14 protein-coding genes are annotated in these 13562 nt (G+C 41.8%); 6 read left to right on the forward strand and 8 right to left on the reverse strand.

Translation table 11 applies throughout. The annotated features are described in order from the left end of the window. Positions 1-41 precede the first annotated feature (41 nt). Positions 42-296 (forward strand): biofilm formation regulator BssS, encoded by a 255-nt coding sequence (gene bssS, locus OO184_RS05205; RefSeq protein WP_036775794.1) that lies wholly within the window; start codon positions 42-44, stop codon positions 294-296. A 203-nt stretch (positions 297-499) separates the two neighbouring features. Further along, a complete protein-coding gene (locus OO184_RS05210) occupies positions 500-1102 on the forward strand; it encodes a response regulator transcription factor (RefSeq protein ID WP_265378344.1) in 603 nt (200 codons plus the stop codon). A gap of 189 nt (positions 1103-1291) precedes the next feature. On the opposite strand, the gene trhO is transcribed toward OO184_RS05210, so the two are convergent. Both trhO and OO184_RS05220 read right to left on the reverse strand, forming a co-directional pair. Beyond that, complete coding sequence (gene trhO, locus OO184_RS05215) at positions 1292-2350, reverse strand: oxygen-dependent tRNA uridine(34) hydroxylase TrhO (RefSeq protein ID WP_265378265.1); 1059 nt, start codon at positions 2348-2350, stop codon at positions 1292-1294. A 255-nt stretch (positions 2351-2605) separates the two neighbouring features. After that, entirely contained in the window at positions 2606-2842 is a 237-nt protein-coding gene (locus OO184_RS05220) for a DinI family protein (RefSeq protein WP_265378266.1), read from the reverse strand. Positions 2843-3125: 283 nt separating this feature from the next. Here OO184_RS05220 and OO184_RS05225 point away from each other — a divergent pair, with 283 nt between their 5' ends. Then, positions 3126-4067 carry a Kdo(2)-lipid IV(A) acyltransferase gene (locus OO184_RS05225; protein ID WP_265378267.1) on the forward strand — a complete coding sequence of 314 codons (942 nt, stop codon included), beginning with the start codon at positions 3126-3128 and terminating at the stop codon, positions 4065-4067. 740 nt (positions 4068-4807) lie between these two features. Continuing rightward, positions 4808-6346 (forward strand): peptide MFS transporter, encoded by a 1539-nt coding sequence (locus OO184_RS05230; protein ID WP_265378268.1) that lies wholly within the window; start codon positions 4808-4810, stop codon positions 6344-6346. Between the two features lie 87 nt (positions 6347-6433). Here OO184_RS05230 and OO184_RS05235 read toward each other — a convergent pair whose 3' ends face one another. The 6 genes from OO184_RS05235 to OO184_RS05260 all read right to left on the reverse strand — a co-directional run bounded on the left by OO184_RS05235 (position 6434) and on the right by OO184_RS05260 (position 9788). Beyond that, a complete protein-coding gene (locus OO184_RS05235) occupies positions 6434-6760 on the reverse strand; it encodes a HigA family addiction module antitoxin (protein WP_265378269.1) in 327 nt (108 codons plus the stop codon). A gap of 14 nt (positions 6761-6774) precedes the next feature. After that, the gene (locus tag OO184_RS05240; RefSeq protein WP_265378270.1) at positions 6775-7062 is read right to left on the reverse strand and encodes a type II toxin-antitoxin system RelE/ParE family toxin; all 288 of its coding nucleotides are present in this window, start codon (positions 7060-7062) and stop codon (positions 6775-6777) included. 67 nt (positions 7063-7129) lie between these two features. Next, positions 7130-7837, reverse strand: coding sequence for a helix-turn-helix domain-containing protein (locus OO184_RS05245; protein ID WP_265378271.1), 708 nt, complete (start codon positions 7835-7837; stop codon positions 7130-7132). Between the two features lie 56 nt (positions 7838-7893). Further along, the gene (locus OO184_RS05250; protein ID WP_265378272.1) at positions 7894-8229 is read right to left on the reverse strand and encodes a tRNA-binding protein; all 336 of its coding nucleotides are present in this window, start codon (positions 8227-8229) and stop codon (positions 7894-7896) included. A 144-nt stretch (positions 8230-8373) separates the two neighbouring features. Continuing rightward, positions 8374-8733 carry a hypothetical protein gene (locus OO184_RS05255; protein ID WP_265378273.1) on the reverse strand — a complete coding sequence of 120 codons (360 nt, stop codon included), beginning with the start codon at positions 8731-8733 and terminating at the stop codon, positions 8374-8376. A gap of 221 nt (positions 8734-8954) precedes the next feature. Then, entirely contained in the window at positions 8955-9788 is an 834-nt protein-coding gene (locus tag OO184_RS05260; protein ID WP_265378274.1) for a MurR/RpiR family transcriptional regulator, read from the reverse strand. A gap of 303 nt (positions 9789-10091) precedes the next feature. Here OO184_RS05260 and OO184_RS05265 point away from each other — a divergent pair, with 303 nt between their 5' ends. Continuing rightward, the gene (locus tag OO184_RS05265) at positions 10092-11603 is read left to right on the forward strand and encodes a CoA-acylating methylmalonate-semialdehyde dehydrogenase (RefSeq protein WP_265378275.1); all 1512 of its coding nucleotides are present in this window, start codon (positions 10092-10094) and stop codon (positions 11601-11603) included. A gap of 16 nt (positions 11604-11619) precedes the next feature. Continuing rightward, entirely contained in the window at positions 11620-13554 is a 1935-nt protein-coding gene (gene iolD, locus OO184_RS05270) for a 3D-(3,5/4)-trihydroxycyclohexane-1,2-dione acylhydrolase (decyclizing) (protein ID WP_265378276.1), read from the forward strand. Positions 13555-13562 lie beyond the last annotated feature (8 nt).

A 13562-nucleotide genomic window follows, 5' to 3' on the forward strand; every position in this document is an offset into this window, starting at 1 on the left:
TGATATTAATAAATAATGCAGTGATCTGATTAGGAGGTTTTATGGGCAGTAAAGATGAAGTTATTCAAACGCATCCTGTAGTAGGTTGGGATGTCAGTACCGTTGATACATATGATGCAATGATGCTACGCCTTCACTATTTGTCCTCCCAAGATCAAACACCAGAACATGTCATGGTAGATCGAACCTTATGGTTGACAACTGACATTGCAAAGCAATTGATATACATCCTCCAGGCAGGAATTGAAAAGATCGAATCTTCAGAATACAGCGATCTAAACCATACGAAACATTAATAATCTTAAACCCGGACACCCGTATAAATGGGTGTCCGGCTAGGAGACACATCAATTCATCTCAAAGATTTTGTCTGAAATACCATATCACTATATAATAATTTCGGATTAAGTTAACTTAACCATCACAATTGCCGAGTTGACTACTAATAGATGGGGCGTTTATTGTGAGTTTGGCCAAACAGGAACAGGGATGTACAATAATGAAAATCTTAATTGTTGAAGAGTGCTATTATACCCGTTCAGGTATCAGCGAGTTTTTAAAGAAAAACGATAATGCTGAGAACCTTGAAGTCGTTGATTCGCCTTCAATTAATGAGGCTATAAATATTGTAACTCATTTCTCTCCTGATATCGTTCTAGCTAATTTGACACATTATTGTCATCACGCTAGTTACTGTTCCGACTTACAGAAATTCATTACGCTTATAGATAACACGCGTATATATATATACCTTAATAGCGCCTATCCTTATTGTGACCATTATATTACACTGAAGGATAGTGCCTTTATTCTGGCAAAGAGAAATCTTACCTATCTGCTTAATAAGATTAGCACAACTACATTGCAGGAAATTCAGAGACATAAAGCAACAGTCGACCAATGTTGTTCTATTTTCAGTCCTCAAGAGCATAAAGTTATCGATTACTGGATGCAAGAAATCCCTAATTACAAGATATCACAAAAGCTAAAAATCAGTAATAGCACAGTCTATTCCCATAAAAGACACATTACTGAAAAAATAAATGTGCGTAATAGAATTGAACTCTGCTTTATTTACAATGTATTTAAATACCTCTATTAAAGTATCCTATTAACTATACCCTATGGATTTCAAGATGCATCGCGACGGCAAGGGAGCGAATCCCCGGGAGCATAGAGAACTCTGTAACCGGGGTGATTGAGTACAGCCAACATAAGAGGCGACTTGAAAGATGACGGGTATAAATCAAATAAACTGGCACATTGATCTCTGTGCCAGCGATTAATCATGTTATTCAACAGACTGTAGTGAAGTACTGCTCAATTCATCCTGTAGACGGTGCCGGGATTTATTAAATATTTTTGCTCCATTTTCACGACCGGCACGGCGAGCACGCTGCTCTGTTTCTGGTAGCCTTACTTCTTCTTTACACACTTCGCTGCAACAACCTTCAAATTTAGTCGCACACTCTTGGCACTGAATAAATAACAAGTGGCAACCTTCATTCTTACAATTAGTATGACTGTCGCAAGACGCACCACATTGATGGCAGTGAGCAATCACCTCATCTGAAATACGCTCTCCCATCCGCTCATCAAAAACAAAGTTTTTACCAATAAAACGTACCGGTAATCCCTGTTCCTTCGCTTTACGAGCATATTCAATAATACCGCCCTCTACGTGATAGACGTTTTTAAAACCATTGTGCAACATATAAGCACTGGCTTTTTCACAGCGAATACCACCGGTGCAATACATTACAATATTTTTATCCTTATTATCCTGCAACATTTCCACAGCCATTGGCAGTTGTTCACGGAATGTATCAGAAGGAATTTCAATTGCATTTTCAAAATGCCCGACTTCATATTCATAGTGATTGCGCATATCGACAAATAGCGTATCAGGATCATCCAGCATCTGGTTGACCTGAGCTGCTTTAAGATATTCACCGGTTTTTGATGGATCAAAAGCTCCATCTTCAATCCCATCAGCCACTACGCGGTCACGTACTTTCATACGCAAAACCCAGAAAGATTTCCCATCATCATCTAGGGCAATATTCAGCCTTAAATTATCTAATGCAGGATCAACGCTATACAACAAAGCCTTAAATGCTGCCAAATTATGAGTTGGTAAACTTATCTGAGCATTGATCCCTTCTTTAGCAATATAAACCCGGCCAAATACTGAGAGGTCAGTAAATTGTTGATACAAGCTGTTACGAAAAGCCAAAGGATCTAAGATGTTAAAATATTTGTAAAAAGAGATGGTAGTACGAGGTTGGGTCTCCGCCAACATACGCGCTTTCAGCTCTTTATTAGAAATGCGGTTGTGTAACACTGGCATGGTGTACTTTCCTGAATTTCAAGTCATAAAATATGGATGTATAAGTGATAGCCTCCGCTATCAAGCGTAATATGATAACGAAAATGATTTTCAACGAGTAGTCATTTGTAACGCAGCGATAGGAAATCAGTCATAAAACGGGAGAGGCCCCTCCCATTAGTTGAGCATACAGCTCTTTACACACAGGCAATAGGATAAATAAATCAAATAGCCGATAACCAGCAGATTTAACTGACAGTAGCTTATTAATCCTTATCAGAGCTGGAACCAATCATCAGCGCTTTCCCATGTCTCCTGTAGAATCTCTTCAACGGCTTTCCTGTCATCAGGAGTGCCGCCACGAACAGATAGCCCATCATGACTTGCCAACTTCACATTGGTTTTAATATCAGGCCATCGACGTCTAAGACGGTTATCCAGTTCCTCAGCAAGCGCAGGGACAGCACCTTTCGGCAGTTTTTTAGATTTATCGATGGTGACTTCTACATGCATAACTTTTCCCTCCACAAACAATACTGTTCATATAAACAGTAATATTATCTACATGAATTGTAAATAGCTCTGTAAAACTATTTTAATTTTTATTTATCAGTGAATTATGAGCTACCATTCTTTCATCAACGGCAAAACGGGATAATAAATAAGCACCCCACTATCGACCAAAATTGAGATCATAAACATTTCATGTTTGAAAACTTCGATATCCCGTTAAAAAATGTCACAATAGAGGAATTGTTTTGTCCATCTTATTGGAACTATAAAAACCTGAGAATCCATGATACAAGCACCTTCTTTTCAACGTTCACTGCTTCATCCCCGTTATTGGCCTACCTGGTTTGGCATCAGTCTGCTTTACTTACTGGTTCTGCTCCCCTATCCCATTATTTACTGGATAGGCACTCGTCTGGGCAGATTTTCTATGCGCTTTCTGAAAAAACGAGCCAAAGTTGCCGAAAGAAATCTTGAACTATGTTTTCCTGATATGTCACAGGAGAAACGCAATGCACTATTAATAAAAAACTTCGAATCTGTCGGAATGGGAATATTTGAAACGGGTATGGCCTGGTTTTGGCCTGACTGGCGGATAGAACACTGGTTTAAAGTGACTGGGCGAGAAAACATTCAGAAAATTCAAACTACTGGGCAAGGGATTATTGTTATTGGCATCCACTTCCTGACATTAGAACTCGGCGCCCGTATTCTCGGTTTGCTCAATCCCGGCATTGGCGTCTACAGACCGAACGATAATCCGGTTATGGATTGGCTACAAACATGGGGACGATTGCGCTCCAACAAGTCCATGCTGGATAGAAAAGATGTCAAGGGAATGATCCGCTGTCTGAAAAACGGCGAAGTTGTCTGGTACGCTCCCGATCATGATTACGGCCCACGAAAAAGCGTATTTGCACCGCTATTTGCTGTTGAACATGCTGCAACCACCACCGGCACTTCAATACTTGTGCGCCTCGCCGATCCGGCAATGATCCCATTCACCCCCCGTCGTCTGCCTGATGGAAAAGGTTATGAACTGATTATTCAACCGGCAGTAACAGGATTTCCAAAAGATGATGAAGTGAAAGCGGCTGCTTTCATGAATAAAGTTGTTGAACAGGAAATTTTACAAGCACCTGATCAATATATGTGGTTACATCGTCGCTTTAAAACCCGACCTAAGGGGATGCCTTCTCTGTACGGACAAGCTGATAAAGTCCATTAAATTTATTAACGGCTGTTTCTTCATCCAGGAAACAGCCATAATCACTTTCGTATCTTTCAATAATTGACTATCTCATTTCAATGCTGATGTTATATTTCTTAATCTAATTACTTTCCAATTTTTATATAAAAAACAAGGAATCATCTAAAATCCGCTAATATATATTAAGTTGATAACAAATACTAAGTTGATAATCAGATTACTTTATTTTCTTTACCTTTCACTATCACCGTTAATATTTATCCGTTGAAAATATGTCTTATATATTATAGTTATGACTTAATTTATTATTCTAAAATATTTTTTCATAAAAAGACATCGAATATAAATATACCCTTCATCTTTCAAGCTGCTGCTTTGTTGGCTGCTTTCACTCACCCCAGTCACATAGTTATCTATGCTCCTGGGGATTCGTTCACTTGCCGCCGCGCTGCAACTCGAAATCTATTAGGTATAGAAGTAAGTCAATAGGTCTTATCCTCATTTTAACCTATTAATTATGAGAAATGAGATTTATGTCGGATTTTGCTATGAAAAATAGAATATAAAGTAAGAGATATCCTACCTGTTAATAAAATTGACCGAAAAATATGTTAAAAATATATTAACAAGACAGGACATTATTTAATAAAAACGTGGCTTTTTTGTTTGCTCTAAACCTAAATTTAAAAGAGCTTTTTAAAAGCTTTATTTGTCACACACACTACACTCCTAGGGTGTAGTCTTATAGGAAAACTTAGATGCAATCCTCCATTAACAATACAAAAACCAGAACTTTCTTTGGGCATCCTTACCCATTAAGTTCTTTGTTCTTCACAGAAATGTGGGAACGTTTCTCTTACTACGGCATTCGTCCACTGCTGATCTTATTCATGGCTGCAACCATCTATGATGGTGGTATGGGTATTCCTCGTGAGCAGGCCGCTGCCATTGTCGGTATCTTTGCAGGTAGTGTTTATCTGACCGCACTACCCGGTGGTTGGCTGGCAGATAACTGGTTAGGCCAACGCCAAGCAGTCTGGTATGGCTCAATCATTATTGCGTTAGGCCACCTGTCTATCGCTCTTTCGGCTTTCTTTAGTCATCATCTGTTTTTTATCGGTTTACTACTGATCGTATTAGGAACTGGACTGTTTAAAACCTGTATCACCGTGATGGTCGGCACACTGTATAAAAAAGATGATCCACGCCGTGATGGCGGTTTCTCTCTATTTTATATGGGAATTAACCTAGGCTCCTTTATCTCTCCATTAATTACCGGCTTACTCATTCAAGACTATGGTTGGCATTGGGGTTTTGGTATTGGTGGGCTAGGGATGTTGGTTGCCCTACTGATCTTCCGTTTTTACGCTGTTCCCCTGATGCGCCGTTATGACAAAGAGGGTGGATTGGATTCAAATTGGGATCGCCCTACGGTCAAACGTAAAAATGTCGGCAAATGGGTTTTTACCACTATTATCGCTATGATTGCGATTATTACCCTGCTTGTCCTCGGTATTATTCCATTTAATCCAGTGGCTGTAGCTAGCACGATGGTTTATATAATCTCATCTTGCGTAACACTTTACTTTGTCTATCTGTTCCTGTTTGCCGGTTTGAGTAGTAGTGACCGTTCCCGCCTACTGGTTTGTTTTATTCTGCTGGTATCTGCTGCCTTCTTTTGGTCTGCATTCGAGCAGAAACCAACTTCATTTAACCTATTTGCTAATGATTATACTAACCGCTTAGTCATGGGATTTGAGATCCCGACAGTATGGTTCCAGTCAATCAACGCATTATTCATTGTCCTACTGGCCCCTGTATTCAGTTGGCTCTGGCCCGCATTGGCCAAAAGTAGTATCAATCCAAGCAGTATCAGTAAATTCATTATTGGTATTCTGTTCGGTGCCGGTGGTTTTGGTTTGATGATCCTGGCAGCACAGAATGTACTCGCAACAGGTGAAACCGTTTCGCCACTCTGGCTGGTCGCAAGTATTCTGTTGCTGACACTCGGTGAACTGTGCCTTAGCCCCATTGGTCTCGCAACAATGACGCTACTGGCCCCATCTCGAATGCGTGGTCAGGTCATGGGCTTGTGGTTTTGTGCAAGTGCTTTAGGTAATCTCGCTGCCGGCTTGATTGGTGGACATGTGCGCGCTGACCAACTGGACAACCTACCTGATCTGTTCTCCCGTGTATCTTTAGCTCTGGTTATTTGTGCCGTCGTATTGATGGTGTTAATTGTTCCCATTCGCCGCTTGCTTAATAATGCTGATAAGTCAGAAGCGAAAGCTCAATAATATTTATCACTCACGTAAAGCCGTCTCATCATAAGATGGCTTTACGTATCTCAACGCACAAACTTGGTGTCCTTGAAAACACACACATTAGTGCATTGCCGCTGTAACTGATGACTTAACTATCTGTTTTACATTCAGTGATTCCGCTTGATACGCATGATTACGCACGTCCCATAGTTCAACTGCATGTTGAATATTAAGCCAAAACTCTGCGGTATTCCCCAATGCCGCTGCCAATTTAATCGCCATAGGAACGGTCAGAGAACCTTTATCATGCACAATTCTACTTAATGTATTGCGGTGAACACCCATAGCTTCCGCAAGCACATTAATTTCGATATCCAAAGGCATCAGAAACTCACTCACCAATATTTCACCGACTGTTGCAGGGCGACGTTTTGTATTCCTCATCATTTATTTCCCTCAGTTTAATAGTTATGAGGCTCCAGATATGTATCAACCGCAATCCCATCAATCCATTGAAAAATAAGCCTATATTGCTTATTTACTCTTATTGAGCACCATCCCCTTAAATAACCATTCAAGTATTCAAAATGATTTCCGGGAGGGATTCTTAAATCAACCTCTTTAACCGAAGCATCCAGAATTTGTAGTTTTCTGTATAACGCACGTTGTAAAGATGCAGGTATGCATTTGTGCGGTAAATCTTGTTCATAAAATCTTTCTAGCCATCTATCCCTGAATTCAACAGCCATAACATCCTCGTTGTTTGTATATTACGCACAATCATGTTGTGCATCAAGTCATAAAATGCTGAAAACATCATTTGGCTTTACGCAACCTAGCTGGAGTACAGCCATAATGTTGACTAAATGCAAAGGTAAAAGCTGACTGGGAGGCATAACCCGACAGAAAAGCAATGTCAGCCAAAGTTCTATCACTGTAAGCCAGCAGATTATAGGCAAATTCCATCCGGCACGTTTTCAAATAAGTCATTGGACTCATCCCTGTTGCAATAAAAAGTTTACGACGCAAGGTACTGGCAGATACTGAGCAAATATCCGCCATATCCATCACCGTCACTTTCTCATGCAAACGCCCAACAAGCCCCTGATGTAATTTGACTATCAACGTTGAAGACGAACCTACTTGTGGTAGCTGAGCGAGCAACAAACGGGCAGCATCAGCGTGATTAGCGGGTGGCTGCGGGTAATCATTCAACCATTTAATAAGAGCAAGGGCAGAATCAGGTAATGGTTGCCAGAAAGCATCACTATGTAATGGATTAAACAGTGCCGAAGGCAACTCCAGCACCAATTGCTGATTTTCACCACCAGCGAAAAAGCTGTGTTTCGCATCCGGTGGAATCATAACAACATTTCCAAAACTAACGGTACTTTGTTGCCCTTCTACGTTTAACTCAAGTTGTCCGTTATAACCAAAAACGAACTGCCATAACCCCTGGTGGCTATGGCTAATAGTTTCAGCAGAATACCGGCGTAAATGTAATGAAGGTAATTGAAGAGCCATATTTATTGTCGTTGATTAAAATACACGCCATTTATTCGACAACAAAATAGCGTGGTTTACAATAACTTATGACCATTCGGGACAGGAAGAGTAAATTCTGCGATCACCACCGCACCATTTTCATCCATACTGCCGGTTAACAACACCTCCGATTTAACACCAGCGATCCGTTTTGGTGGAAAATTACACACGCAAAGAATTTGACGACCCATTAATTGTTCAGGTGTGTAATGCACAGTTATCTGAGCGCTTGAACTTTTAACACCCAACTCGCCAAGATCAATTTGTAATTTATAGGCAGGTTTGCTGGCTTTAGGATTCAATTCTACTGAAATAATTGTGCCAACCCGCATATCGACTTTTTCAAAGTCAGTCCATTCGATCTGTTCCATATATTCATCTCCTTTAGTGCGAAGTCATTATACTTACATGCTAATGGAGGAAATTCTTTCGAAAGAATGTCAATAATTGTCGACAAACTGCCTATTTTTTCCGACGAATCATTCAACTCACCACTGAGTCGCTCTGAACCATGATTACTCTCGATCGAAAAAATTATTTCTGGTCATTCCTCCGTTCTTTTCAATGCGGGCAGCGCGTTCAAGATCTCGACAGGTTTTATCATAGATCCAATGATTAAACTCTTCGCTCTTCCAATTAAGTTCATCTTCTTTTGCCTGCCTTACCAGCTCCCTCTTCTCCACCACGTTATTATCCGTAATAAGCTTATCCACATCCCAATGCTTAGGTTTAAGATTTTCTCGCTTCTTTAAATATTCCGCAGATGGCTTATTATCAGCCGGAATATCACTTTTGTAGTCAAAATTTGAGGCAAATGCCTGGAAAGAAATTGCAGATAAAATAGCAAAAATATAACGCGATCCTTTACTCATCATATTGATCCCTTTTCAAAACCATAACTCCGAATAATTATTAAATAATTATCACCAATAAGAATCAACAACATTTATGTCTAATAAGCCAGTTATCAATATCAGGTTTACATTCTATTGAAATTATGGTCTTTCTACTGATCTGATAAAGCATTAACCCGCAGTGATTCGCGGGTCAATAGTCGTTAGATGTTTACCGGGAATACAAGGCGTTACTCTCGCAATTAAATCGGGTTACCTTGTCGATAAGCCAGCGCAACCGCCAAAGATTGCACCAGACACAAAGTGGCGGACTGAGAACGGAATGCATCCACCTGTGCTTCTTTAACCACAAAACAAACATCACTAAAACTGGCAAGCGGGCTAATCTGGCTATCCGTAATCACGATCTGTTTTGCCCCGGCTTTCGCCGCCCGTTCACTGACCATCAGGGTTTCTTCTGCATAAGGGGTAAAACTGATTGAAACGACAACATCTTCTTCCCCAATTAAATTAATCTGTTCCCTGAACATTCCCCCCAAACCATCCACAAGTAAAGGACGACATTCCAAGTGATTCAATGCATAAGAAAGATAAGCCGCCACACTAAAAGAGCGGCGCAGCCCAATAATGTAAATATTCTTAGCCTGAGCCAATAAGTCTACTGCGTTCCTTAAATCTTCGGGGGCCGTCCTGGCAGCTAGCTGTTGCATAGCCTGCACATTTGAACGAGCAAATTCCTGCAAAATATGTTGAGGGTCTTCTGGTGGCTCCTGGTCGCCATCCAATTCCCTAAATAACCTGGCTCGGTCTGTATAACTGGCGGTTTCTTCCACCATATGCATGCGAAATAGCTGTTTCATTTCATTAAAACCACTGAAATCAAACGCATTGGCGAAACGAATTAATGTTGATGGAGGAACATCAGCTTCTTTGGCAATCACAGCAACAGTATCAAAAGCGACACTATTGGTATTATCCAGCACATATCGGGCTACTTGTTGCAGGCGTTTACTCAATTCACTATAGCGTGAACGGACTTGTTCTTGAAATTCATTCAGATTCGATGCGACAGACATAAATCCCCCATAAAATTTATCGCCAGCAATTGTAATCGTTTTACCGTATAAGCTGAATCATATTTCATTTTTATAGTTAAAAATGAAATACATAATCCATTCATTGTAATGACTTATTATTATCATCATATTGATTAACATCTAATTAGTCACCTAATTATCGGTAATTCATAAAAACTTTACTCCGATCACACTAATTGCCTTTCATTCCAAATCATATTGAAAAAGAAACATATATTTCATATATCTATTATCAAAGTTTCTGATTCAGTACAAACGTCAAATCCGCAAAAGAGGCGCAGAATGGAACAAGTACAGAATTATATTAATGGGCAACTCGTACCGAGTCATAGCACCCGTTTTTCTCCAGTTTTTAATCCAGCTACGGGAAAACAGATACGTCAGGTAACACTAAGTACAGCCCATGAAGTTGAACAGGCAATTACAGCCGCTCACCAGGCTTACAACGGATGGTCTCAAGTATCGCCACTTAAACGCGCTCGTGTCATGTTCCAGTTCAAGGCATTACTGGAAGCCAATACAGACAAACTGGCGCGATTAATTTCAGAAGAACATGGAAAAATCTATTCAGATGCCATCGGCGAATTAACCCGCGGTCTGGAAGTGGTTGAGTTTGCCTGTGGCATTCCTCATCTACAAAAAGGTGAACATTCCGCTAATACCGGAACAGGCATAGATAGCCATTCATTAATGCAGCCTTTAGGCGTTTGTGTCGGCATTACCCCTTTCAACTTCCCGGCAATGGTGCCTATGTGGATGTTTCCTATCGCATTAGCGACAGGGAATACTTTCGTATTGAAGCCTTCAGAAAAAGATCCCTCTCTCGCGATTGAATTAGCATTGCTGCTTAAACAATCTGGTTTACCCGATGGCGTATTTAATGTTGTCAACGGCGATAAAGAAGCCGTCGATATACTGCTCACTGATCCACGCGTGCAAGCTGTCAGCTTTGTCGGTTCGACACCTGTCGCTGAATATATCTACACTACCGCCTCGGCTCATGGGAAACGCTGTCAGGCTCTCGGTGGCGCAAAAAATCACTGTATTCTGATGCCAGATGCCGACCTTGATATGGCTAGCAGCGCTATTGCAGGTGCGGCATTTGGCGCAGCCGGCGAACGTTGCATGGCACTGTCTGTTGTACTGGCGGTTGGAGATGAAACGGCGGATGCGTTAATTGAAAAATTACGTCAACAGATCAGCAAAATATCTGTCGGTCCCGGTATTGTCGCAACTAAAGAAAACGATATGGGCCCCGTTATCTCTGCCCAACACCAAGCTAAAATCTGTGATTACATCGACAGTGGCGAAAAACAGGAGGCTAGCCTGTTAATTGATGGTCGTCAACTCAAAGTTCCGGGTTATGAAAATGGCTATTTTATTGGCCCGACCCTATTCGATAATGTCACGCCAGATATGAAAATCTATCAAGAAGAGATCTTCGGCCCCGTTCTGTCAATTGTCCGTGTACCCGATTATGCCACCGCGCTGACATTAATTAACTGCCATCAATATGGTAATGGTACCGCGATATTCACCCGCGACGGAGAAACCGCTCGCCAGTTTAGCGAAGATGTACAAACGGGTATGGTAGGCATCAATATCCCCATTCCGGTACCAATGGCCTTCCACAGCTTCGGCGGCTGGAAACGCTCAATTTTTGGTCCACTTAACGTTCACGGTAATGATGGCGTTCGCTTCTACACCCGCATGAAAACCGTTACCAGCCGCTGGCCGGCAAGTATCAGGTTAGAACATCATTCCAGCAGCTTTGTGATGCCCACAATGGAATAAAATGGAGTTCTGTAACATGAACAAATCAACAATGACAACAGCTCAAGCATTGGTGAAATTCCTAAACCAACAATATGTGGAAGTAGACGGTGAACAATACCCATTCATCAGAGGAATTTTTACCATCTTCGGTCACGGTAATGTTGTCGGATTAGGGCAAGCACTGGAGCAAGATCCCGGTCACTTGACCGTTTACCAAGGATGCAACGAGCAAGGCATGGCCCATATCGCCACAGGCTTTGCTAAACAGAAAAAGCGCAAACAGATTTTCGCCGTCACATCATCCGTTGGCCCAGGCTCCGCCAATATGGTCACCGCTGCGGCAACTGCCACCGCTAATCGTATTCCTCTGTTGTTACTACCCGGCGATCTCTTCGCCTGCCGTCAACCTGACCCGGTTTTACAGCAAGTTGAACAGTTCCATGACTATACTATCAGCACCAATGACTGTTTCCGTCCTGTTTCTCGTTACTGGGATCGTATCTCCAGACCAGAGCAAATCATGAGCGCTATGATTAATGCGATGCGAGTTCTAACCGATCCCGCTGATACCGGCGCCGTCACAATCTGTTTGCCACAAGATGTTCAAGGCGAGATTTGGGATTTTCCTGACTACTTCTTCCAAAAACGCATTCACCGCATTGAACGCCGCCCCGCTTCTGCCGCCATGATTAACGATGCCGTGGAGCTCATAAATCGCAAGAAAAAACCCTTGCTCATCTGCGGTGGCGGAGTGCGCTATTCAGAAGCACATAACGCTTTTCGTCAATTCGCAGAACACTTCAATATTCCTTTTGCTGAAACACAAGCAGGTAAAAGCGTCGTAATTGCCGACCATCCCCTTAATTGTGGCGGTTTAGGCACAACAGGCTGTCTTGCTGCCAACCTAATAGCCAAAGAAGCCGATTTGATTATTGGCGTTGGCACCCGGTTTACTGATTTCACCACTGCATCCAAATCGCTATTTCAGCATCCAGAAGTTGAATTTCTTACTATCAACGTAGCGGAATTCGACGCTTATAAACTGGATGCTGTCCCCGTTGTAGCAGACGCCCGTGAGGGATTAAATGCTATTGCAAAGCAGCTTACTCAATTGCATTATCGCAGTGGTTATCAAGATGAGATTCATCAGGCGCGGGAAACATGGCGAAAAGAGTTAAATCGTCTGTTCGAAATTGAGTATCAGGCGGATTTCACACCAGAAATTCCCTGCCATCTTGATGATAAATTGGAAGAGTACAGCCAGACATTACAAACCCGCCTGGCACAAACCAGAGTATTGGGATTATTAGACAAATATCTTGAGCCCGAAGCGATTATTGTTGGCGCATCGGGTTCCCTTCCTGGCGATTTACAGCGATTATGGCAACCCAAACAGCCGGATACCTATCATCTTGAGTATGGCTATTCCTGTATGGGCTATGAGATAGCCGCTGCTATTGGCGCTAAACTAGCCTGTCCCAACCAACCGGTTTATGCCATAGTTGGTGATGGCGCTTATATGATGCTTCATTCAGAGCTGCAAACCGCAATACAGGAAAATATCAAAATCACCGTGTTACTGTTTGATAACGCAGGATTTGGCTGTATCAATAATCTACAAATGAGCCAAGGGATGGGCAGTTTCGGAACAGAAAATCGTTACCGTAACCCAGAAAGCGGCAATATGGATGGCAAATTGATTAAAGTCGACTTCGCCAAAAATGCAGAAAGCTACGGCTGCAAAGGTTACCGAGTCCATGATGAGCAACAACTGCTTCATGCGTTACAGGAAGCCCAAAAACAGACCATACCGGTACTCATAGATATCAAAGTGCTGCCTAAAACGATGACGCATGATTATGAATCATGGTGGCGTGTAGGGACGGCACAGGTAGCAAAAAATCCAGCGATAGAATCTGCCGCAAACAAAATAAAGGAGATGGTTGCAACCAAAGTACGCCAATATTAAAAAGTGAT

This window comes from Photorhabdus aballayi (assembly GCF_026153155.1).
Lineage (GTDB): Bacteria > Pseudomonadota > Gammaproteobacteria > Enterobacterales > Enterobacteriaceae > Photorhabdus > Photorhabdus luminescens.

Excerpts from the sequence above, each read along its gene's own strand:
- bssS (WP_036775794.1), top strand. The coding sequence starts at position 42 with ATGGGCAGTAAAGATGAAGTTATTCAAACGCATCCTGTAGTAGGTTGG.
- OO184_RS05210 (WP_265378344.1), top strand. The coding sequence starts at position 500 with ATGAAAATCTTAATTGTTGAAGAGTGCTATTATACCCGTTCAGGTATC.
- trhO (WP_265378265.1), bottom strand. The coding sequence starts at position 2,350 with ATGCCAGTGTTACACAACCGCATTTCTAATAAAGAGCTGAAAGCGCGT.
- OO184_RS05220 (WP_265378266.1), bottom strand. The coding sequence starts at position 2,842 with ATGCATGTAGAAGTCACCATCGATAAATCTAAAAAACTGCCGAAAGGT.
- OO184_RS05225 (WP_265378267.1), top strand. The coding sequence starts at position 3,126 with ATGATACAAGCACCTTCTTTTCAACGTTCACTGCTTCATCCCCGTTAT.
- OO184_RS05230 (WP_265378268.1), top strand. The coding sequence starts at position 4,808 with ATGCAATCCTCCATTAACAATACAAAAACCAGAACTTTCTTTGGGCAT.
- OO184_RS05235 (WP_265378269.1), bottom strand. The coding sequence starts at position 6,760 with ATGATGAGGAATACAAAACGTCGCCCTGCAACAGTCGGTGAAATATTG.
- OO184_RS05240 (WP_265378270.1), bottom strand. The coding sequence starts at position 7,062 with ATGGCTGTTGAATTCAGGGATAGATGGCTAGAAAGATTTTATGAACAA.
- OO184_RS05245 (WP_265378271.1), bottom strand. The coding sequence starts at position 7,837 with ATGGCTCTTCAATTACCTTCATTACATTTACGCCGGTATTCTGCTGAA.
- OO184_RS05250 (WP_265378272.1), bottom strand. The coding sequence starts at position 8,229 with ATGGAACAGATCGAATGGACTGACTTTGAAAAAGTCGATATGCGGGTT.
- OO184_RS05255 (WP_265378273.1), bottom strand. The coding sequence starts at position 8,733 with ATGATGAGTAAAGGATCGCGTTATATTTTTGCTATTTTATCTGCAATT.
- OO184_RS05260 (WP_265378274.1), bottom strand. The coding sequence starts at position 9,788 with ATGTCTGTCGCATCGAATCTGAATGAATTTCAAGAACAAGTCCGTTCA.
- OO184_RS05265 (WP_265378275.1), top strand. The coding sequence starts at position 10,092 with ATGGAACAAGTACAGAATTATATTAATGGGCAACTCGTACCGAGTCAT.
- iolD (WP_265378276.1), top strand. The coding sequence starts at position 11,620 with ATGAACAAATCAACAATGACAACAGCTCAAGCATTGGTGAAATTCCTA.